This window comes from Nostoc sp. FACHB-133, from assembly GCF_014698055.1.
Lineage (GTDB): Bacteria > Cyanobacteriota > Cyanobacteriia > Cyanobacteriales > Nostocaceae > Nostoc.
This window is the reverse complement of record NZ_JACJSH010000006.1, coordinates 43,810-63,475: the sequence shown is the minus strand read 5'-3', so window position 1 is coordinate 63,475 and position 19,666 is coordinate 43,810. Positions and strand designations below refer to the sequence as shown.

25 protein-coding genes are annotated in these 19,666 nt (G+C 41.5%); 10 read left to right on the top strand and 15 right to left on the bottom strand.

What is annotated here, in order from left to right; translation table 11 throughout:
- Nucleotides 1–10: 10 nt before the first annotated feature.
- Nucleotides 11–361, bottom strand: a complete 351-nt coding sequence (locus H6G86_RS07035) for an STAS domain-containing protein (protein ID WP_190933724.1) — start codon at nt 359–361, stop codon at nt 11–13.
- 471 nt (nt 362–832) lie between these two features.
- Here H6G86_RS07035 and H6G86_RS07030 point away from each other — a divergent pair, with 471 nt between their 5' ends.
- Nucleotides 833–1,036: a hypothetical protein gene (locus H6G86_RS07030; RefSeq protein ID WP_094331166.1), complete on the top strand. Its 204-nt coding sequence runs from the start codon at nt 833–835 to the stop codon at nt 1,034–1,036.
- A 347-nt stretch (nt 1,037–1,383) separates the two neighbouring features.
- Here the strand turns inward: H6G86_RS07030 and H6G86_RS07025 are convergent, their stop codons facing one another.
- The gene (locus tag H6G86_RS07025) at nt 1,384–1,728 is read right to left on the bottom strand and encodes a hypothetical protein (RefSeq protein ID WP_012410248.1); all 345 of its coding nucleotides are present in this window, start codon (nt 1,726–1,728) and stop codon (nt 1,384–1,386) included.
- Nucleotides 1,729–2,010: 282 nt separating this feature from the next.
- Here H6G86_RS07025 and clpS point away from each other — a divergent pair, with 282 nt between their 5' ends.
- The 3 genes from clpS to H6G86_RS07010 all read left to right on the top strand — a co-directional run bounded on the left by clpS (nt 2,011) and on the right by H6G86_RS07010 (nt 4,016).
- The gene (gene clpS, locus H6G86_RS07020; protein WP_012410249.1) at nt 2,011–2,292 is read left to right on the top strand and encodes an ATP-dependent Clp protease adapter ClpS; all 282 of its coding nucleotides are present in this window, start codon (nt 2,011–2,013) and stop codon (nt 2,290–2,292) included.
- Between the two features lie 66 nt (nt 2,293–2,358).
- Nucleotides 2,359–3,192, top strand: a complete 834-nt coding sequence (locus H6G86_RS07015) for a CPBP family intramembrane glutamic endopeptidase (protein WP_190933723.1) — start codon at nt 2,359–2,361, stop codon at nt 3,190–3,192.
- The gene (locus tag H6G86_RS07010; RefSeq protein WP_190933722.1) at nt 3,189–4,016 is read left to right on the top strand and encodes a pentapeptide repeat-containing protein; all 828 of its coding nucleotides are present in this window, start codon (nt 3,189–3,191) and stop codon (nt 4,014–4,016) included. The genes H6G86_RS07015 and H6G86_RS07010 overlap by 4 nt, the downstream gene beginning before the upstream one ends.
- A gap of 140 nt (nt 4,017–4,156) precedes the next feature.
- Here H6G86_RS07010 and H6G86_RS07005 read toward each other — a convergent pair whose 3' ends face one another.
- From H6G86_RS07005 to H6G86_RS06990, 4 genes are all read right to left on the bottom strand, one after another.
- Nucleotides 4,157–4,390 carry a hypothetical protein gene (locus tag H6G86_RS07005; protein ID WP_190933721.1) on the bottom strand — a complete coding sequence of 78 codons (234 nt, stop codon included), beginning with the start codon at nt 4,388–4,390 and terminating at the stop codon, nt 4,157–4,159.
- A 70-nt stretch (nt 4,391–4,460) separates the two neighbouring features.
- Nucleotides 4,461–5,099, bottom strand: coding sequence for a pentapeptide repeat-containing protein (locus tag H6G86_RS07000; protein WP_190933720.1), 639 nt, complete (start codon nt 5,097–5,099; stop codon nt 4,461–4,463).
- Nucleotides 5,096–6,493: a DICT sensory domain-containing protein gene (locus H6G86_RS06995; protein WP_190933719.1), complete on the bottom strand. Its 1,398-nt coding sequence runs from the start codon at nt 6,491–6,493 to the stop codon at nt 5,096–5,098. Before H6G86_RS06995 ends, H6G86_RS07000 begins: the two co-directional genes overlap by 4 nt.
- A 77-nt stretch (nt 6,494–6,570) precedes the next feature.
- Nucleotides 6,571–8,163: a photosystem II high light acclimation radical SAM protein gene (locus H6G86_RS06990; RefSeq protein WP_114082787.1), complete on the bottom strand. Its 1,593-nt coding sequence runs from the start codon at nt 8,161–8,163 to the stop codon at nt 6,571–6,573.
- Between the two features lie 575 nt (nt 8,164–8,738).
- Here H6G86_RS06990 and H6G86_RS06985 point away from each other — a divergent pair.
- Nucleotides 8,739–9,119, top strand: a complete 381-nt coding sequence (locus H6G86_RS06985; protein WP_114082788.1) for a DUF1830 domain-containing protein — start codon at nt 8,739–8,741, stop codon at nt 9,117–9,119.
- A gap of 82 nt (nt 9,120–9,201) precedes the next feature.
- On the opposite strand, the gene H6G86_RS06980 is transcribed toward H6G86_RS06985, so the two are convergent.
- Nucleotides 9,202–9,429, bottom strand: a complete 228-nt coding sequence (locus H6G86_RS06980; RefSeq protein WP_190933718.1) for a hypothetical protein — start codon at nt 9,427–9,429, stop codon at nt 9,202–9,204.
- 4 nt (nt 9,430–9,433) lie between these two features.
- Here H6G86_RS06980 and H6G86_RS06975 point away from each other — a divergent pair, with 4 nt between their 5' ends.
- The 3 genes from H6G86_RS06975 to H6G86_RS06965 all read left to right on the top strand — a co-directional run bounded on the left by H6G86_RS06975 (nt 9,434) and on the right by H6G86_RS06965 (nt 11,459).
- Nucleotides 9,434–9,895 carry a DUF4079 domain-containing protein gene (locus tag H6G86_RS06975; protein WP_190933717.1) on the top strand — a complete coding sequence of 154 codons (462 nt, stop codon included), beginning with the start codon at nt 9,434–9,436 and terminating at the stop codon, nt 9,893–9,895.
- A 109-nt stretch (nt 9,896–10,004) separates the two neighbouring features.
- Entirely contained in the window at nt 10,005–10,571 is a 567-nt protein-coding gene (locus tag H6G86_RS06970) for a hypothetical protein (protein WP_190933716.1), read from the top strand.
- 120 nt (nt 10,572–10,691) lie between these two features.
- On the top strand, nt 10,692–11,459 hold the full coding sequence (locus H6G86_RS06965) for an ABC transporter ATP-binding protein (RefSeq protein WP_190933715.1): 768 nt from the start codon (nt 10,692–10,694) through the stop codon (nt 11,457–11,459).
- A gap of 88 nt (nt 11,460–11,547) precedes the next feature.
- On the opposite strand, the gene H6G86_RS06960 is transcribed toward H6G86_RS06965, so the two are convergent.
- The gene (locus tag H6G86_RS06960) at nt 11,548–12,321 is read right to left on the bottom strand and encodes a response regulator transcription factor (protein ID WP_012410259.1); all 774 of its coding nucleotides are present in this window, start codon (nt 12,319–12,321) and stop codon (nt 11,548–11,550) included.
- 577 nt (nt 12,322–12,898) lie between these two features.
- Between H6G86_RS06960 and H6G86_RS06955 the strand changes: the two genes are divergently transcribed.
- Nucleotides 12,899–13,147, top strand: coding sequence for a DUF6761 family protein (locus H6G86_RS06955; RefSeq protein WP_190933714.1), 249 nt, complete (start codon nt 12,899–12,901; stop codon nt 13,145–13,147).
- A gap of 306 nt (nt 13,148–13,453) precedes the next feature.
- Here H6G86_RS06955 and grxD read toward each other — a convergent pair whose 3' ends face one another.
- From grxD to H6G86_RS06920, 7 genes are all read right to left on the bottom strand, one after another.
- Nucleotides 13,454–13,777, bottom strand: coding sequence for a Grx4 family monothiol glutaredoxin (gene grxD, locus H6G86_RS06950; protein WP_163928538.1), 324 nt, complete (start codon nt 13,775–13,777; stop codon nt 13,454–13,456).
- A gap of 85 nt (nt 13,778–13,862) precedes the next feature.
- A complete protein-coding gene (locus tag H6G86_RS06945; protein WP_069070136.1) occupies nt 13,863–14,120 on the bottom strand; it encodes a BolA family protein in 258 nt (85 codons plus the stop codon).
- 228 nt (nt 14,121–14,348) lie between these two features.
- Entirely contained in the window at nt 14,349–14,957 is a 609-nt protein-coding gene (locus tag H6G86_RS06940; protein WP_041566305.1) for a hypothetical protein, read from the bottom strand.
- 553 nt (nt 14,958–15,510) lie between these two features.
- Nucleotides 15,511–16,269, bottom strand: coding sequence for a lysophospholipid acyltransferase family protein (locus tag H6G86_RS06935; RefSeq protein WP_190933713.1), 759 nt, complete (start codon nt 16,267–16,269; stop codon nt 15,511–15,513).
- 113 nt (nt 16,270–16,382) lie between these two features.
- A complete protein-coding gene (tadA, locus tag H6G86_RS06930) occupies nt 16,383–16,868 on the bottom strand; it encodes a tRNA adenosine(34) deaminase TadA (RefSeq protein WP_190933712.1) in 486 nt (161 codons plus the stop codon).
- Between the two features lie 318 nt (nt 16,869–17,186).
- Entirely contained in the window at nt 17,187–17,501 is a 315-nt protein-coding gene (gene grxC / locus H6G86_RS06925; protein WP_099102680.1) for a glutaredoxin 3, read from the bottom strand.
- Between the two features lie 47 nt (nt 17,502–17,548).
- Nucleotides 17,549–18,121: a DUF981 family protein gene (locus H6G86_RS06920; RefSeq protein ID WP_190933711.1), complete on the bottom strand. Its 573-nt coding sequence runs from the start codon at nt 18,119–18,121 to the stop codon at nt 17,549–17,551.
- A 355-nt stretch (nt 18,122–18,476) separates the two neighbouring features.
- Here H6G86_RS06920 and glpX point away from each other — a divergent pair, with 355 nt between their 5' ends.
- Nucleotides 18,477–19,514: a class II fructose-bisphosphatase gene (gene glpX, locus H6G86_RS06915; RefSeq protein WP_190933710.1), complete on the top strand. Its 1,038-nt coding sequence runs from the start codon at nt 18,477–18,479 to the stop codon at nt 19,512–19,514.
- Nucleotides 19,515–19,666 lie beyond the last annotated feature (152 nt).

The window sequence follows — 19,666 nt, the reverse complement described above, 5'->3', positions numbered from 1 at the left end:
TTTTGTGCTTTTACATACATAAAGTTGTAAGTTCTGTTGCAGCTAACTCAACTTCACTATCCAATATTTCAAATACGCTATCGAGTTGCGTTAGTTCAAAAATAATTCTAATTGACGGAGCTACAGCACAAAGTCGCAAACTCCGTTCTAAACTCAGAGCCAGTTTGTGTGTAGATAACAATGCCATTAACCCTGCGCTATCTAAGGATTCTACTGCTGCGAGGTCTACTACCAAGATGGAAATATCATTTTGTACCAACGCTGTGGTCATATCTCGTTCAAATTCCAAGGCGTTTGTCGCATTCAAATACCCTTGGGGGCGAATGACTGCAATTTTGGGATAGTTAAGCACTGCTTGCATAGTTACATCCTATTGAGAATTATTGAAGCGTCACGCTAAGGATTATTTGAACATAAACTCTATTCTGTTGCATCGACCATACGTCTTAGCTCTCTTTGCTGAATCTTTATTTCTTTAGTATCTCTGTTTAAAGATTGTTATAATTCCAGGTTAAAATGTGTTTATATATACTTTTTTTTTATCTCAGTTCAAAAACAATCAACATAGACAGCCATAGAGCAAACAAATCATCAGTAACTATGCTGATAAAACTTGCTTAGTCTATAACCAAGGCTAATTTAGCCAAGTCTTAACGGTAAGTTAAATCTCCTACTTTAGCGTTGCTGATGGCATACGCCAGAGTCATAGCGAATTATCTATTTAATTAATTGATTGTGATCTATGTCACAACTAAATTAGTATTTAGATCGCTCTTTATACTTAGACTTATCTGGGATAATCAGTATCATATTACAGTTGGATGTATTACTTATGAGAACTAAGTACGCTATTCGTAAATTGGTAGAAAAAGCTCTTGACATTAAGAAGCTAACTCCTGAGATAGAAAATGAAATCAATTCAGAACTGACAGAACTGGGTTATATTTCTGATGTTGACTACGAAGCTCTGGAATTATTAATGTCGGAGATGGATGCTGGTAGAATTAAGTTGGTTCCCAGCTTTGGATATTCTTAAATACTTATGCATAGAGGTATATCAAGTAAATTTGATAGATAGTGAAGTAATCAAAATTCCAAGTTAGTAAAACAAGTTTTAGTAAAGGCAGGTGGGATAATAAGAGTGATATTATTGTTTGTATTTTTCTCTGAGGTTGATTATTTCAATAACTAGAATGGCGTAAACCGTGCTAATAACCCTCTACATTATGTAGTTCGCTAAACGCCGAGAAAAAATTCCTCCCTTTCTGTTTCCTGAAATTGTCCACAAACAGAATAAACTCGTTGCGAAGGGAGTTGATATCATCAATATGGCTGTTAGCGCTCCAGATAAACTAACTTCTAGTCATATCCTTTGCCCTATGCCTATTGATATGCTGACCATAGTTGGTGAATAAATTGATTAAGTTGCTGCTTGGCGGCTGAGTCAGGCTCAGTTTTTGGTTCTTTTGCTAAAACTTGACTCAAGAAGGTAATTACTTCGGTGTCTAATGCTGGTCGAAATAAATTTGCAGGCCAAAGCAAGTCAGACGCATCTCGCAAATCGGTAATTAGCGGCGATTCTTGAATCAAAGTAACCATTAGTAAAGGACGCACCCAGCACAACTGGCGGGAAACTACAAATTGAATGACTTCTGCATACAGATTTCTGTCGCCATGCTCTAAAGACACAATTTGTCCTGGTTGAAGAAAATCTAGGCTAATGTCCATGATTATGGAGTTTGGTCAGGGGCAAGGATTATTTTGCAATTTCCTTAATTTTAAAAATGAAAATGCGCTAGGTTTAAGGAAGCTTCTGTAAGATTAGGGTAGCACTCTCACAGCAAGTATGTCTCAGACATCTGCCTCGCAAGTGGCTACGCAAAACTAAGTTGAGCGGTTTTTCTAGCATAGTATCTGAACAGAGATACTATAGAATAGGTAAATAACTGTTAAGCGATCGCTACACAGACACTTTGTAGTAGTGAATCAACAAGAAAAGAGCAAAGAGCCGTGTCAGTTGAAACTATTCAAAAGCCTTCCACAACCCGTAAGCTAGCGCCTCGGTATCGCGTTTTGCTCCATAACGATGACTACAACTCTATGGAGCATGTTGTGCAGTCATTAATAGCCACTGTACCAAGCCTTACCCAACCCCAGGCGGTTAGCATCATGATGGAAGCCCATACTAACGGGCTAGCTTTAGTCATTACTTGCGCTCTGGAACACGCTGAGTTCTATTGCGAAACCTTGATAAGTCACGGTTTAAGTAGCACAATTGAACCTGATGAATAGTTATTGGTTGTTGGTCATTGGTCATTAGTTGAAATATAGAGTATTGGCTGGTGACTTAACATTGGTATGAAAAAAAACCTTGTCCGTTTAGCTGAACGCCCTGCCCCTATTAGGCTGGGTTGTTTTATTTTGACTTTATTGCTGCTATGGTTGCCATTGGCTGCACCAATATACTTACTAGTGGATGATTCAAACTTAGAAAGTATATTGACATTGGTATTGTTATATGCAGTATTTATTTTTCTCCTAAGACTATGGGGTAAATATGTCTACCAACAGCCCCAAATTCTGCGGCATTATGGCTTAGAATTCACGCGACAAAACGGTGTGGATTTACTACGTGGTTTGGCTATGGGGATAATTAATATTCTGATACTTTTTGGGGTAGAAAGTTTGTTGGGTTGGTTGGTGTGGCAACAACCGAAAGTTTTCTTGCTAAAAATAATTTTAGAAGGTTTACTTGTTGGCTTAGGTATTGGATTTGCTGAGGAATTGTTATTCCGAGGCTGGTTGCTAGATGAACTACAACGAGATTACAGCCCGCGTGTCGCATTGTGGACAGATGCAACTGCCTTTGCTACATTGCACTTTATTAAACCTTTAGAGGCAATTATTCATACACTGCCGCAATTTCCAGCTTTAGTGCTGCTGGGGTTAACGCAGGTATGGGGAAAGCGTTGGCGAAGGGGACGCTTGGGTTTACCAATTGGTTTGCATGGTGGTTTAGTTTGGGGCTACTACATTATTAATGTTGGCGAATTAGTGAAATATTCTGGTCAAGTTCCTGATTGGGTAACTGGTGTGAATAATAATCCCCTGCAAGGAGTGATGGGGGTGTTGTTAATGAGTGTACTAGCTTTGTGGATACGAGGGCGAACTGAGCGATCGCGTCATATATGAAAATAAAAATATTAATCGTATCAGCTTTATTACTTACTTTTCTTTCTAGTTGTAAAAATTGTGAGGCTAAAAAAACTTCAAATCCGGCTCATGTGAAGCAGTTGCTAACAACTAAAAAATGCCCCAAGTGTGATTTAGGTGGTGCTGATTTAACAAATACTGATTTAGCTGGAGCAGATTTAAGAGAAGCTGAACTGACAGATGCTAAATTAGATAGTGCAAATTTACAAGGATCTGATTTACGCCAAGCAGAGATGCGATGGACTGATAAATCTGAAGATGATCATGGAGAATCTGGATTCTCAGAAATCGGTGATATTGATTTTAGTTGTAATGTTGATTATAAAGTTTCGTTAGAGAAAGTTAACTTACAATCAGCTAATTTTTCTGATACTAATCTTTCTGGCTTATTTATTTCTGATAGTAATCTCCGTGCTGCGAATTTAAGTGGCGCTAACTTAAAAAGTGCCTACCTTACAGGTTTAGATTTAACGGGAGCAAATCTAAATCAAGCTAATTTATCTTACGCAAGCTTTGGCAATGTTAACCTTCAGTCGGCAAACTTACAAAATGCTGATTTAAGCCACAGCAAATTAATCGTCGATGTAGACTTAAGAAATGTAGATATGAGTGGTGCTAGATTAAATGTCGCAAAATTGGATGGAAATGATTTAAGAGGTGCAAATCTCCGTGATGTTGACTTTACTCAAAGTAGCGTAGATAGAACAGACTTTGTAATGCTAAAAATCTCACAACCGAGCAGATTAAATTGGCAGAAAATTGGGAAGAAGCAGTATATGACGAAGAATTTCGCGCCAAATTAGGACTACCTGCTTGCAAAACTAAGTTAGGTAAATATTTGGGATATCCTTTCATTTTTAGTAAAATCAAGAAAGGATGTTTTCAAAATTAATTAGTTGCCTCGTTCCCAAGAGTACATATTTGTCAGCTACAGCACGCAGCATCAAATATCCTCCCGTGGAAAATTAGCCCATTCTTCACTACGGTCTATATCAATTTCCTCTGTGGAAGGTGCGTTTCCTAAATCAGCACATAGTCCCCACAAGGATTGGCGGGGAAAGGTAGAGAGTTTCTCTGTTAACTCACGTTCTATATCAGGAGCAATTTGCTGGATCAAACGTACTTTGTCCACAGATGAAAGCTGCTTTGCTAGTTTGATAACTTCTTGTAGACTCACAAATTTTTACCTGCTTCATCTGCAAAAATTTTAACAATAGCCAAGGATACTGGGCTTTTTGGTGCAATCTTTACGCAAGCGTCTCAACCACAGTACCCACCACACACGCTTTATTCAAATTAACGCCGCTCAAATTTGTACCTTCTAACTCTGCACAAAGTAAATTAGCTCCTGTCAAATTCGCCCCTGCCAAATTCGCCCCCCGCAAATCAGCTTCTTCCAGGTTCGCTTCACTCAACAAAGCACCTTGCAAATCGGCGCGACTCAAATCTGCACCTTTGAGATTTGCCCTAGTCAGGTTTGCACCGCGCAAGTCAGCACCGCGCAAATCAACGCCTTGTAAATTGACGTTCATCAAGTTGGCACCACTCAAGAAAGCACCCACCAATGACACATCACTGAGTCTTGCTCCCATCAAGTTAGCGCCGCGTAAATTACTACCCCGCAAGTCAGCACCCGTTAAATCTGCTTGCATCAGGTTTGCTCCCATCAAATTCGCCCGTAAGTCAGTTTCTTGGAGGTTGGCTCCCATCAAATTTGCCCCCTCCAAATGCCCTCCTTCGAGTTTAGAACCAGCGAAATTAGTGCCGACAAGGGTAGCGCCAGCAAGATTAATCCGGCTTAAATCCAGTCGGGAGAGTTCCTCGTCTTCTAAATTTGCCCCTGGAAGTTGTTTGAGTTTTCCTAATCTAATGGCTTCAATATTCATGTAAAGTAACTACCAATCTCTTCACTGATCTTGCTGTGGCTATCCCATTGGGAATCCAGTATCCAGATACCGGCGCTGACTTTGGGTGTCATGATGGGTAAGTCGAGTCCCTGTTGTAAACCCATAACTAATAAAGTTAGGGTATCTACAAGTTTAGGGTCAAAGCGGTTAGATTGTTGCTGTTTGCACTCATCTAAAGCTTGAGTAAATATCTGTTCTCGGCTTTGATTTGACGATTTTCGCTCATTAACTCGCCACTGAAAGTCTGCCAATAATGCCAAAATTCTCGATTCTAAGGGAATTTCATCTCCAGCTAAACCTGCTGGTTCCCCTGTGCCATCCCACCACTCGCTTTGGTGAGTAATAATTTGGGCAACTGCTCGTAATCTTGGCATAGTTCGCAATACTTGTGCCCCTGGTACTAAGGGACAAGTTAAAGGACAACTAGGGGCATCTTCTTGGTAGCGTGTGGATATACCGCCAGTGAGAACGCTTTCTGCTTTTTGTAACGGATCTATGCGATGTAGCAAAGCCGCCAAGCGCAATCTTTTAATCTGCCATGCGGGAAGATCCAAAAGCTGGGCGATCGCTTCAGCAAGAACTACTACTTCCGCAGCTGCCATTGGATTGTTCACATCTGCCATATCCATCAGTTGCGCCATTCGCAAAAAGGCTTGGATTTCGTTAGAAACCAAATTGCGATCTAGCGTTTGTTTCTGAGGTGCTGTGGGGATGGATAAATTATCTTGTCCTGTTTGGAGGTAATCTACGACACGAGAGACAACTGCACCTAAATTTTCCGATCTGGCCATTGACGGTACAATTTGTTCTTTATCAACTGTGAGTTTTCTTGCCAGTTCTGGGTTGTATTTTTTGATGTGAGCGATCGCTATTTCTGCTGTCTCTTGGACTAACTCCGGCTCAAATGTCCACAAACCATAGAATTTCCGCTCTAAGTCTGATGTCGGGACTCCAGTGCTGCCATAATCAGCTTCTGATAATTCTTGACAAATTACCATTGCTGTGTATTTAGGCGATAAAATAATTAAGTGCCACTCCTGTTCAACTGGATCGCCTGCATCTAATCCTACTAAGTCTACATTGGGTAGCTGGCTGGTAGGATGTTCAGCAAAGCCAGATTCAGAGGCGGCCATAATGGCAATTTGGCGGCTACGCTGGGCGATGTCTGCATATCGTTCAGCTTCTTGTAGATACCATTTCCCCTGTTGAAAGGCTGTGATAACTAGGGGTGTACCGTCATCTGTTAAGATATGGTCTTCTAGAGCGTGGCACAGGGCAACTAGGGTATTTTTGTAGTAAACACCGAATCGAATTGGCCTGGTGGTATGGCGATGGGCTGTTTCTAGCTGTTGTAGGATTGAACCTTCTAACATGGGATTTGGTAAAAATAACCGCAGAGGCGCTAAGGACACAGAGAAAGAGAGGGGGAGAAAATCAGAATTCGTGTTTTCTAGGATATACCCGCTAACTGTTTTTCTTTCGTTTCTATTGGTGCGGAAAGTGCTGCTTCTAGGTCGGCACAACCCAGTTTTTCTTCTAAGATTTTCATGACTTCGCGTCCGAAATCGTTGGGGTTTTGTTGCCAAGCTTGCAAGCAGACTTCGCCGAAGAATGAACCAAGGGGTTCGGGATTCCAGAGAAGTTTTTTGGCTGTCCACGGCATCAAGCTCATTGGATCATACCCTGGTTTGAGGATGCCTTCTTTGAAAGCGTATTCTTCTAAATGGGTATGAGGTTGCAGCCCAATAAAAAAGATAGCAGGTTCGACTTTATCAGCACCAAAAATTCGTTCTAGTTCGCGGTGGTAGGCGATGGTTTGGCGGATGGTTTCGGGACGTTCGTCAATAACGTTAAAGGAGTAGTTGACGGAAACTAAGTCATTGAAACCAGCTGCTTTTAAGTCACGGCAGTTTTGCAAGACGGTTCGCAGGTTGTACCCCATCCGCATTTTCCGCACGAGTTCTTGAGAACCACTGGTAATGCCGATTTCAAAGTAATTCATCCCGGTTTTCGCCATCAAGTCGCACAATTCGGGTGTCAAATTGTCGGCTCTGATATATGCTGCCCAGTGGATATCTGTCATACCAGAATCGACGATTTTTTGCAATAGTTCTATGGCATCGTCGATAAATTTTCGTGCGGGGATGAATTGGGCATCGGTAAACCAAAAGTTGCGAATGCCGCGATCGTATAATTGGCGCATCTCAGCAACTACTTCATCTGCTGGGTTGATGCGTACTTGTTTGCCTTCGACAACCGTATAGACGCAATAACAACAGTTGTGGGGGCAACCACGCTTAGTTTGTACACCTATATAAAAGTCTTCTTCTTGCAGGTAAAAGTTAAATTCCGGCCAGATGGTTTCGATATAGTCGTAGTTACAAGCTGTTTTTTCTAGTGGGGTGGGTTGTTCGTGAATCAGGCGTTTTCGTGGTTGGGTTTCTCCCGCAACATAACAGCGTTCATCTCGAAAATCTTTGCCACTTAAAAGTTTTTCCAGCAGGGTTTCCCCTTCACCCACAGAAATAATTGTCCCTTGGGGTAAGCTTTTACCCAATTGTTCGTAAAATACGCTAACTGCACCACCACCGACAACGACACGGGCATTAGAATTATATTTTTGGGCACGCTTTAAACCGCGTTTGATTAAGCCCTGGTTTCGCCATAACTCTACATAGTAAGCGATGAAAATTCGTAAACCGCCCAATCCACCACGTAGTTTTAATAGAGGATTCTTAGCGTAGTAAAATTCAAAGGCGTTTTGCAGTGGGTTGCCACCACGTCCGCCAACTGGGGCATAAATTTGAATATCCCGCCAAGAAAATACTAGCAGTGTCGGTTTAAATTCATCGATACAGCGATCCAGAGCAGAATTGTAGTCTAAAGGTGGCACCGTTCCTAAATCGAAGATGCGCTGTGCAATATTAGGAAACTGCTTATGGACATGATCGCTCAAGTAGACAACCCCAATAGGAAAGATGGGGTTACAAGGAAGGCGAACGTAAAGAATTCGATTTTCCATCATTTGTGTTTTGACTTCCATCTTGCCAATCTTTGGAGAAAGCGAGAAAAACATCCAATTTTAAAGTATGTGCTTGTTTTATTGGGTTTTAATTATCACAATCGCCCTTGACATTTCATTTGATTGCTGGTAAGGAGAAAATTAATATTAGCAATTGCAGGAAACGCTAAAATTGCTATGCATAAAACATACATAGAATTTATAGATAGGCTTTATGAAGATATTTTTCATATAGCTTTACCATAACATTGAGTTTATTCATTAAGCGATGATCCCAGCCTATTAATCCTGAGATAGATGAAACGGCAAAACTCCCTTACTCGCTAGGCGAAAAGCAAGGGGATCGTCGTCTTATCTGCTCTAAGAGAATTAAAGCTTTAATACCAGGATAAAAATCTTAAAAACTTTTGTGTATAGTGTATAATTCCGAAAAAGCCACAAAAAATTACAAAATTTTTATAACTAAAAATATATCTTTAGGAAGAAATAATCTCCAAAGACACAGTTGGTATTCACAGTTACAGCAACTGGGGATCAGTGAGTGCTAGGCTTGCCTCGTGTAATGTAAAATTGTGGCGTAAAGCTCCTCAGCAGTTATGGCTCAAATATTAGATCCTCTACCACCAGAGCAATCGGGAAAAATTCTCTGCTGCTACATTAATGCCACGAGCAAAATACAGGTGGCTCGCATCTGCAATATTCCCAACTGGTACTTTGAAAGGGTTGTTTTCCCTGGACAACGTTTAGTTTTTGAAGCTCCACGAAAAGGTCAATTGGAGATTCATACAGGGATGATGGCAAGTGCAATTTTATCCGATAAGATTCCGTGCGATCGCCTGATGCTCGAAGAAACCAGTACTCATGAGTTTGATACAGACTCATTATCTGGAAAAGACCCTATTAATACCAAATCATTGGTGCAGCAAATTAATACAAACACTGGAGATAGTATAAAACCCTTACAAGTCGCTCTTTAGGAGCTATTCATTAAAAAAAACAATTTGACTAAATTTTAGGGTTGCTGAATTCGGTAGCCCTTTTTATATTGGGCATGGGACATCAATACTTTTCGGTTAAGGGGGAAAGGGGAAAGGGAAAGGGTTTAAATTTACCTTTACCCCAAAACCAGTAAGCTTTACCCAGACCAAAAGAGAGATTGTTGGGTTTATCCGAAAAGTATTGCATGGGACATGGAAACAAGGAGAGTTGGGGACAAGGGAAAAGACTTGTTGCAATTTCTCGCTTTTTCTCCTGATCTCCCCACTGCCCACTCTCATCTACAATCATTCTTATGAATCTGCCTTCATTTCTTTGGTTGTGGAAAATAGCGGCCTGGTCGATGGGTTTGTCCCTGCTGGCATATCTGATGTTAGCAATCACCGGCGTTTTAATGTTTCGAGCGAGAACTTCGCAGCAATTTCCTTTTATTACGCCATTTATGGGCGGAAATAAAGGGGTGCGATCGCTCCACTATACAATGGGCATCAGCATGGTCAGCTTAGTGTTACTATTGCTGGCGATCGGTATTGTTGGCACTTTAGGGCACTTTGGTTCTTTAGGTCACTCCTCACACTTGGTCGCTGGATTGATAGTCGTAACATTAGTTTTACTGTCTGCTTTCAGCGCCACACAGATTAGCACCAGACGACCTTGGGCTAGACCCTTACATATCGGCATAAATATTATTCTGTTTATAGGATTTGCCTGGGTATCCCTTACTGGTTGGATTGTAGTGCAAAAGTATTTACCTTAAAGAATTAGTAATTACGAATTACGAATTGTTAAAGTGGCATACCTTATTTCAACAGTCCAGCTAAGACATAGACCTACCCTACAATGAAGAAAAGCATTGTAATTAAGCCGTGACAGCAAACTCAGCCAATATCTCAGTTTCTATTTTTCGTCTGTCTCCTTTAATTCGGATAACGCTGCTGAGTCTATACATAGCACTCACAGTCCCATTACCCTTTTTATCGCAGGTAACAGCCGCACCCGTACCCCCAGAATTTTTGTGGATAGGGATTAGCATCGGTTTAGTTGCCTTGTACGCGGTATTGACTGAACAAGTAATGGTAGATGACCAGGGAATTCAGGTTACTTACCCCGCTTGGGTGCCCCGATTTTTTCGTAAAGGCTGGTTTTTACCTTGGTCAGAGGTGAAAGAGTTAAAACCCCGCACCACTGGTCAAGGAGGGTTAGTTTATTACTTCCTCAGCCAGGATGGAAAAGCTTATTTACTACCAATGCGTGTAGCTGGATTTGCCCGTTTCGTGCAAATTGTCCAAGCAAAGACAGGCATTGATACTACAGATGTTCGCCCTTTAGCACAGCCGTGGATGTACCTGATTTTACTAGGATTCACACTGCTGTTACTATTAGTCGATGGCTGGGCGATCGCTACAGCCTTAACTACTGCACAATTAACTTAAAATTGACATAGGACATTGGGCATAGGGCATGGGGCATGGCTCAAGAATCAATCAGTAGTTCATTCTTCCCCTGCTCCCCCTGCTTCCCCTGCTTCCCCATCTCCCCACTCCCCACTCCCCTTGAATAAGGTAACACTCAGGCTAGAGCAAGTTAATCTGTTTACAAAGCTGAAAACCCAACTTCCAGGCAATCAGCAAGGGTATCCCATATTGCAAGATATTGACTTGGAAGTATTTCAGGGCGAACGTATTGCCATTGTAGGGTCAGTAGGAGCTGGTAAAACTTCGTTATTACGCCTCATCAACCGCCTAATTGAACCCACCAGTGGCAAAATCTATCTAGAAAATCAAGAATATCGCCAAATTCCTGTCATCCAGCTACGCCAGATGCTTGTACTTGTATTGCAAGAGTCAAAGCTGTTGGGGATGACAGTTGGGCAAGCTTTGGCTTATCCTTTAGTTTTGCGTGGTTTGCCCAAACAGACAATTCAGCAACAAGTAAGTTATTGGACAGAACAACTGCACATTCCCAATGAATGGTTAGGGCGAACTGAGGTACAACTTTCTGCTGGACAACGACAACTAGTAGCGATCGCCCGTGCCTTACTCATCCAGCCTAAAATATTATTATTAGACGAGCCAACCTCTGCCCTTGATACTGGTACAGCTTCTCATCTAATGCAAGTCTTAAACCAGTTGAGTCAAACTCATCAAACCACGATTCTGATGGTAAATCACCAACTGGAACTTGCCCAAATGTTTTGTACTCGATTATTACACCTAGAACAAGGTCGTTTATCCGCAAATCAAACAGTCTCTGAGATAGACTGGCTTGAATTACGAGAAAGCTTAATTCAAGCAGAAGCTCAGGATGATTTTGGATTTTAGATTTTGGATTTTAGATTTTGAATTGGTTAGGAGACAGGAGTTAAGAGTCGTTATCTTACTTTCTCAATTCCCAATGCCCAATTCCCCATCACACTTGACTACTAGTAAGTGTTGAACGTTGATTATTAAATCTCTCTCTAGCTAACTTTGTTGTTTGTGATTGTGAAATATTGGTATTCAAAATTTCCATGTTAAAACGGTATCCTACATTGCGGATAGTTTGAATCAAGTTTGGTTGGCGAGGATCAAGTTCAACCTTTTTCCGCAGTGATAAAACGTGAGTATCAATGGTACGAGGGTTATCGATAGCGTCGGGCCAAGCACGACGCAGCAATTCCGACCTACTCAGAGGTACTCCTCCAGCTTGTGCCAAGACGTACAACAAACTGAACTCTTGGGGCGTTAAGTCGATAAACTCCCCCTGGAAGCGGACACGGCGCTGGACTAAATCTATTTGTAAAGTGCCATAATCCAAATAAGCTGGTGCAGTAGGTGTGCGTTTCCGGCGAATCAGTGCCTCTACCCGTGCCAAAAACTCTTGCATCCCAAAAGGTTTACTCAGGTAATCATCTGCACCCGCCTTTAAACCTGCGACGATATCACCTTCACTATTACGAGCAGATAGCATTAAGATTAGAGGTTGCTGCTGACGATGCAACCAACGACAAAACTCAATGCCATCACCATCGGGCAGGTCTGCATCCAATACTACCAGTGTTGGTTGATGGCTTAAAAATACTTCCCTTGCTTGATAAATACTGGCAGCTTGATGCACACGGTATTCCAGCTGTTGCAAGTGCCAACCCAACAACGACCTCAGATGGGGATTCCCCTCAATGATTTCTATACAAACCGAACCCACGGCGGCAAGACCCCTTAGCGTCTGATGACTTTCAAAGTAACAAGCCCATCTCTAAGGTTTTGTAGCCTTTGTTACTTCAACTGCTATTAGCTTTACATTTCCTCATAAAAAACGTGGCAATATCTTTAATTTATGCCTTGCCGATAGGGGATTAGAAATATTATTAAATTTTTATTAAATTTCTCAGCAGTGTTGTTAGACGTATCAAAAATTCTTGTAACTTAACATTCTGCTTTTAATGGGTGTAATGTGGGAATATCTATAACCAATCAGCTAAACGTTAATACAACAGCTTTTCAACCTGATGGTAAAAGTAGATTTCTCCGCAAAATTACTGCCCTCTCCAGGAATATAACACCAATACAATTGTGCCATTGAATATGAAAATCAGACAAATAACTGAGCAGATAACTAGAATCGATGTTTTCTGGAATAGGATTAAAGTAGCTTGTAGCTGCTAGGGGTAGTACCCAAAGTAGATGTGTTGACTTTGAATTAATGCCAAAGTGAAATTACACTTCACATTTGAGCGTGAATCATTTACAATTCTCATTCCAAAGAGATTAATACAGCAGTTATGCTCCAAGACACACAAACCATCCGCTATTACCAAAGACTCACCGACACCTTCGTCGAGTTATGGAATCGCGGTTATCGCACGGATGATATGCGGATGTATTTGGATGGATATCTAGCCGCACTGCGACATAGCAACGTTATTGAACCTTATCTGATTCATCGTCTAGAAGAGGAAGCCAGCCGCTACTTGTACGATGGGTCAAACTTTGCAGTGCCGCAACCACAGCCACAACCAGATTACTACTAAGTACCATTTAGTTGGTCATTAATAGTAACCGTTAATTACCGCAGATGATTATAGCATATTATCTGTATTGGTCAACGGGTTGCCGTGGTGTGAGATTTTGGAGATATTGTATTGATTAAACGCATCCCCTCAGCCCTATATTGGTCTTGCCAATACGACTGAGGGGATTGTTGTCTAAAACCTATTAAAAAACCTTGAAAGGGGAGATAAATAGTGTCTCTCCTCTCAAGGACATTAAAAATGGCATATAGCCTAGATAAAGAAGCGCAAATTGAGCGTATTCCCTCTAGTTTGCTTAGAGAAACATTAGGAAGCTAGTGCTACTTCTACCTTTTGCTGCAATTCACCTTTTTGGTAAAGTTCAATCAAGATATCAGAACCGCCAACAAATTCACCATTGATATACACTTGGGGAATTGTCGGCCAGTTAGAGTATTCTTTAATTCCTTGACGGATTTCAGAGTCTGAGAGAACATCAACCGTCTCGAAGGGAACTCCCAAGGTATTGAGAATCTGCACAACGTTGTTGGAGAAACCACATTGGGGCATTAACTTGTTTCCCTTCATAAAAACTAGAATTTTGTTCTGTTCTAGCAAGTTATCAATTTTCTCTTTGAGTTCTGGTGTCATGGTATTTGTGTTTCCTATGTTGCATTCAACGATGATGATTCGGGAGTTAAAAATTTTATAACTCCTAACTCCTATACTCCTAACTTTAGGAACTTGCTGTAGCTTGCCAAGCTTCAGGAGTGTATGTTTTTACCGCCAAGGCATGAATCGCTTCAGTTGACATAGCTTGACCCAACGCACCATAAACTAACTGGTGCTGTTGCACTAGTCCTTTACCTGCAAAGTGCGATGAAACTACTGTCACTTGATAGTGGTCGCCGCCACCAGTCAAGTCTTGCACCTGAACCTGTGCGTCTGGCAGTTCCGCCTTGATCATTGCCTCAACCTGCTGCGGACTAATCATCGCAATTCCTGAAAAAACTTACTTTTCTATTATTAACAGATATGGAGTAAATGCCCGTGCCAACTTCAGGTTTTGGCAAGGCTGTAGATAAACCCACCTCTGAGGTGTATTTTTGAGAACGCTCAGGTTTTGGCAATGGCGGATAGCTCTATCCTAGCACTGGGGCGTTCCCAAGCGACTGGTTAGGGAGATAAGGGAGATGGGAAAAAGAGGCAACAAAAATTTAATTTATTTTTTTGGGGAGGAGGAAGATGAAGTACCACCTTCTCTGGGATAGGGAGAATCAACAAAACCCAACTCAAACAACTGTTTATAGGCTTTCTTGCCTAAATCTCGTGTCGGATTTTGACTCTTAATTATTTGAACCAACAACGGCACAGCTAATTCTGGTTGATTTTGGGCGCGATGTACCAATGCTAGCTGAAAGGTGGCTTCATCCCGCTTTTGGGCTGTTAATAGAGCTTTTTGACGCTGAGAATCAGAAACTCTGTTGTCAATTCCCGAAAAGCTAGAATTTAACTCTTGATAAAAATTAGATAGCTGATTATAAACCTGACGTGCTTCTTGTAGCTTTTTAGCAGCTAAGGTGTAGTTTTGAGCAGAAACAGCTTGTTCTGCATCTTTTACTAAGCGATCGCCACCTTCAATGCTCAAAAGGCTGTTACTTTGGGTTATGGGGCGCAGATTATTAGGATCGTTGGGGTCAATGGGTTGTGGTTGGCTAGTAGTGCCTGGTGACTGTGATACCTGAGCATTCACAGGTGATAGCAGGCTGAGGACTGCTATGACTGATAAAAGGGTACGGTGCATCAAGGTAACAGCGGCAGCAGTGTTCATGGGATCAATTAGTGCGACAACTATATAAAAAGTTATGGAAACTTCGGGTATCTTAACTCTGTTTTGGTTTTGGACAAAGCAAAGTTACATCCTAAGTATCTCTGATTTAGGACTGAAAATCGCTTTAATAGAGTTCCCATTGCCCTTGTATAGTAACTAACTTAAATCTTCGTGATGAGCGATACTACGGTGGGCTGGGTTAACACGTTAATTACTCTGATTTTCCAATCATCGGTTTACTCGCAACCACCTTGTAACTATCTAACTGAAGTAGCAAAAATGTTTCTTCTAAAGCGATTCAGTAGTTTGCAGACAATTATTAGCTATTTACTCAAAAAAATGCCAATTTGGCTAAATATCCTGTCAATAGGGAGTAATCTATATATGTATACATCCTCAAAGCTTGCAAAATAGCACTAAATCTTTAGTGACTTAATTCAGGATGGATATAGCTAGTTAGCAATTAGTGTCAAATATTGAAAACGTGCAGTTTCTTAATCATGCACGGTCAGTGGTTAAGAGGCAGTATTGGGACTTTTGCCTTTTGACAAGATCAAGAATTAGTAATTTCTGCAAATGCGTGATTAGTAATTTTTGTTTCTTGATGACTTAATTGTTGCAGTGCCTTTCCTAAATCAGTTGTGATGCTTTTGGCATCGTGTTTTATACAACCACTCATGTAATCCGCTACTCTAATTGGGGAGCCAATGTCAATACTGACATCTGTACCCCAATTTGGATAAGGTTGGCTGTAATTAATACCTATGGGTATAATTTTCACTCCCAGCCCAGAATGACTAGATTCAGCACTCAAAGCAAGACGAGCAATTCCCGGCTTCAACTGGTGAACTTGGCCATCACGAAAAATATTACCTTCTGGAAAAATTACCAGGGTTTTTTTCTGCTGAAGTAGCTCAACTCCATGTCGCAGTGTGCGGATTGACGGATGCTTAGAATTTACAGGAAACCCCCCCAAACGTTTGACAAACCAGCCTTGCAAACCTTGGCATTCGTCAATTGTCACCATAAACCGCAGGTCTTGTTCTCTGCGACAATCAGCAGTCGCGTAGGGTACAAGTAATGCATCCCAACGTGCCCGATGAGTAGGCGCGAGGATAATAGGCCCAGTTGTAGGGATATTTTTTTGTCCGGTTATTCTAATTTGTCCAAAGAATAATGGTAATAGGCAGTGACGACCTAATAAATATGCCAGAGGACTTAACCAAGGAGAAACCCTTGAGGTAGTACCAGCTACCTGATGATTTGCTGGTGGGCGCTGGCAGGGATCGGATGAAGAGTAAAATTCCATCATGACGGATGCAGCTGATTGACGGGTAAAAATTTAACGAAAAGCCTGATTAGTTACACCGTAGATTCTCTTGCGTGACTTGTGTCGTACTAGATGGACAGTTTTACCTCTGTCCGTTAGTTTACCTTACGCCGCCTAGTAGCAAACCAAGCCTGTAATTGTTGACGACAAGCTGACTCTAGAATGCCTCCAATGACTTGGAGACGGTGATTAGAAGCAGCACTATCGGGTATGTTAATAACTGTACGTATTGCGCCAGTTTTTGTATCGTCTACTCCATATACAAGTTGTCCGAGACGCGCTTGCAAAATAGCACCTGCACACATCGGACACGGTTCAAGAGTTACGTAGAGGGTACATTCATTAAGATGCCAATTTTGTAAAGTTGTTGCAGCTGTCTTGAGAGCGAGAATTTCCGCATGGGCGGTAGGGTCTTTGTCGCGTTCTTTTCTGTTTTCTCCTTGTGCCAGCAATTTGCCTGTTGAATCAATGATAACAGCACCTACGGGAACCTCACCTGCATCACCTGCTGCTTTTGCTAATTCTAAGGCACAATTCATCCATTGCTCATGTATAAGATATTCTGTGTATTTAGTTAGCATATTCTTATCAATATAAAAATTTTAAAATTATGCTTGCCTTGATTAAGACAAGAGACGCGATGAATCGCCGTCTCTACAATAATTCAGTCTTTCATCTTGACGGCAATTTATCGCGTCTTTGCGATCTAGAATTTTCATCAAAAAAGAAAAAGCATATACCCCGCAAATCTAGAGGGGTTTCCAAAAAATAAATGATCCAAAATTATTTGCAGATTTTTTGGGGCGCACAAATGTAAGCCCCAGAGATGGGATGTTTTTTTACTAGAAATCTGAGGCTAAACAATTTAGCAGTTTAACTGTTGGAGATTAATTTGATTTCTAAATAGCGGCTTGGGCTAAAAGGGGATCGAGTTGACTTTGTGTGTCTAGCTGATAGAGGTCATCGCAGCCACCAATGTGCTGGTTATTAATAAAAATTTGCGGTACGGTACGTCGACCGTTAGCGCGTTCTGCCATTTTAGCTCTGGCTGCTTCGTCACCGTCGATTTTATATTCAGTAAAATTTACACCTTTCCACCACAGCAGTATCTTGGCACGAATGCAGTAAGGGCAAGTTTGCCAGGTGTAAAGCTCTACGTTGGCTTTAACTCGTTCTGGATGGCGATTTAATAAGGGATTAAGAAAGTCCAGCATATTGTCTTAAGCAAGATTTTAACTATGTCTCTAGCCTAGATCATTGCTTACCGCATCGGCGCTGGAACCCACTTTTGAAAACCCTCTAAATGATTCCAGTAAGCCAAATATCCAGTTAATGCCCAAATTAGAGCGGCTACTATTAGCACTGCTACGCCAATTAACCGCCAGGTTCGGTTGGTTTTCCAGTAGAGGGTTGGCGCTGCAAAAATACCACCTAAGCCAGTTAAAATAAAGCCAATTCCCGATAAAAGCGGTTGCTTAGTCAAATTCATGTTGATGATGCGGAAACCCACTACGATCGCAACTAGACCAGCAAAGAAGCCGTAAATTGCTATTGTCAATAAATCCCAACCTTGAGCAAGAGAAACCGCAGCCGCAACAAACAAGATTCCAAATAAGACACTTGTTTCACCGAAAGCAATATTAAAGCTACCAATAATGGGCCAAGTGAAACTCATGTGTAAACCAGTTGTGAGTGCGATCGCACCCGTAATTCCAAAACCGGGAATCCACTGTCTCTGATTAGAACTATCTATACCACGATACACATAGTCAGCCAGTAGAAATAGCCCAGCTACCATATTGATCAACATGAGTGTGATGTAGTCGATAAACACTATTGACCTCTCAATTTGACAAGCTATTTACTCTGCGCTTCGTTTTTCAGTTTTTAGTGAATTTACTAATTTTTTTATTTACTATTTTATACCTGAATATAAACACTGAAGAACAGCAATATTCTAAAATATTTACTGCTAAATAATTTTTGCAGTTTTTAACTTAGTTACTTTTAAACAGGTTTTATACTGGAGTTGGATGAGTGAAAAATAAGGATGTGCTAAATGGTACTTTTCTAACCAGTTAGCAGTAAAACTTAACTTTCTTCCACGTGTATCCGCCCTTTGGTAGACTTGAAGACTGAAATAGCCAGATAAAGCGGCGGAAATTCAAGCAGTTGAGAGGGCAGACTCTGTGGAAAATACACTTGGGTTAGAGATTATTGAAGTAGTAGAGCAAGCCGCGATCGCTTCCTCGAAATGGATGGGCAAAGGCGAAAAAAATATCGCTGACCAGGTAGCTGTGGAAGCTATGCGGGAGCGGATGAATAAAATCCACATGCGTGGTCGCATCGTTATCGGAGAAGGCGAACGCGATGACGCACCGATGCTATACATCGGGGAAGAAGTTGGTATCTGTACCCAACCAGATGCTGCAAATTTCTGTAACCCTGATGAACTAATTGAAATTGATATCGCCGTTGACCCCTGTGAAGGTACGAACTTGGTAGCTTATGGACAACCTGGTTCGATGGCTGTCTTGGCAATTTCTGAAAAGGGTGGATTATTTGCAGCTCCTGACTTTTACATGAAGAAGTTAGCAGCACCTCCTGCGGCTAAGGGCAAGGTAGACATCAACAAGTCAGCAACAGAAAACCTCAAGATTCTCGCTGAGTGCCTAGATCGGAGTATTGAAGAACTTGTGATCGTGGTCATGAAGCGCGAACGCCACAACGATTTAATTAAAGAAATCCGTGAAGCTGGAGCGAGAGTCGCCCTAATTTCAGACGGTGATGTGGGTGCAGCTATAAGCTGCGGTTTTGCTGGAACTAATATCCACGCTCTGATGGGTATTGGTGCGGCTCCTGAAGGTGTAATCTCGGCAGCTGCAATGCGTGCTTTAGGTGGACACTTCCAAGGTCAACTGATTTACGATCCGGCAGTAGTCAAAACAGGTCTGATTGGAGAAAGTAGAGAAGCTAACATCGATCGTTTAAAGTCGATGAATATCAATGACCCCGATAAGGTCTATGATGCTCACGAACTAGCATCTGGTGAAACTGTTCTGTTCGCTGCTAGCGGCATTACCAGTGGTAATCTGATGAATGGTGTACGTTTCTTCAACGGCGGAGCCAGAACTCAAAGCTTGGTAATTTCCAACCAGTCGAAAACTGCTCGATTTGTTGATACAATTCACATGTTTGGTGAACCCAAGACTCTCCAACTGAACTAATTTTTAGGGAATGGGGAAATAAAAGTATGGGCGAAGCATTTGGAAAGAAATCTTTCGATCAAACTGAAAAATAGTCACCCAAATGCTTCACCCTTGCAGTAGTTAGTAGTTAGTAGTTAGTGATTATTTATTGTTTGTTGCTGGGAAAAACT

What these genes read in the sequence shown, in the direction of transcription:
- H6G86_RS06975 (WP_190933717.1), top strand. Translation starts at nt 9,434, where the DNA reads ATGAATCTGCCTTCATTTCTTTGGTTGTGGAAAATAGCGGCCTGGTCG.
- tadA (WP_190933712.1), bottom strand. Translation starts at nt 16,868, where the DNA reads ATGCTAACTAAATACACAGAATATCTTATACATGAGCAATGGATGAAT.
- H6G86_RS06935 (WP_190933713.1), bottom strand. Translation starts at nt 16,269, where the DNA reads ATGATGGAATTTTACTCTTCATCCGATCCCTGCCAGCGCCCACCAGCA.
- H6G86_RS06940 (WP_041566305.1), bottom strand. Translation starts at nt 14,957, where the DNA reads ATGAACACTGCTGCCGCTGTTACCTTGATGCACCGTACCCTTTTATCA.
- H6G86_RS07000 (WP_190933720.1), bottom strand. Translation starts at nt 5,099, where the DNA reads ATGAATATTGAAGCCATTAGATTAGGAAAACTCAAACAACTTCCAGGG.
- H6G86_RS06980 (WP_190933718.1), bottom strand. Translation starts at nt 9,429, where the DNA reads ATGATTGTAGATGAGAGTGGGCAGTGGGGAGATCAGGAGAAAAAGCGA.
- H6G86_RS07030 (WP_094331166.1), top strand. Translation starts at nt 833, where the DNA reads ATGAGAACTAAGTACGCTATTCGTAAATTGGTAGAAAAAGCTCTTGAC.
- grxD (WP_163928538.1), bottom strand. Translation starts at nt 13,777, where the DNA reads ATGACACCAGAACTCAAAGAGAAAATTGATAACTTGCTAGAACAGAAC.
- H6G86_RS06990 (WP_114082787.1), bottom strand. Translation starts at nt 8,163, where the DNA reads ATGGAAGTCAAAACACAAATGATGGAAAATCGAATTCTTTACGTTCGC.
- H6G86_RS07035 (WP_190933724.1), bottom strand. Translation starts at nt 361, where the DNA reads ATGCAAGCAGTGCTTAACTATCCCAAAATTGCAGTCATTCGCCCCCAA.
- H6G86_RS06995 (WP_190933719.1), bottom strand. Translation starts at nt 6,493, where the DNA reads ATGTTAGAAGGTTCAATCCTACAACAGCTAGAAACAGCCCATCGCCAT.
- H6G86_RS06955 (WP_190933714.1), top strand. Translation starts at nt 12,899, where the DNA reads ATGCTCCAAGACACACAAACCATCCGCTATTACCAAAGACTCACCGAC.
- H6G86_RS07015 (WP_190933723.1), top strand. Translation starts at nt 2,359, where the DNA reads ATGAAAAAAAACCTTGTCCGTTTAGCTGAACGCCCTGCCCCTATTAGG.
- H6G86_RS07025 (WP_012410248.1), bottom strand. Translation starts at nt 1,728, where the DNA reads ATGGACATTAGCCTAGATTTTCTTCAACCAGGACAAATTGTGTCTTTA.
- H6G86_RS06945 (WP_069070136.1), bottom strand. Translation starts at nt 14,120, where the DNA reads ATGATTAGTCCGCAGCAGGTTGAGGCAATGATCAAGGCGGAACTGCCA.
- grxC (WP_099102680.1), bottom strand. Translation starts at nt 17,501, where the DNA reads ATGCTGGACTTTCTTAATCCCTTATTAAATCGCCATCCAGAACGAGTT.
- H6G86_RS07010 (WP_190933722.1), top strand. Translation starts at nt 3,189, where the DNA reads ATGAAAATAAAAATATTAATCGTATCAGCTTTATTACTTACTTTTCTT.
- H6G86_RS06985 (WP_114082788.1), top strand. Translation starts at nt 8,739, where the DNA reads ATGGCTCAAATATTAGATCCTCTACCACCAGAGCAATCGGGAAAAATT.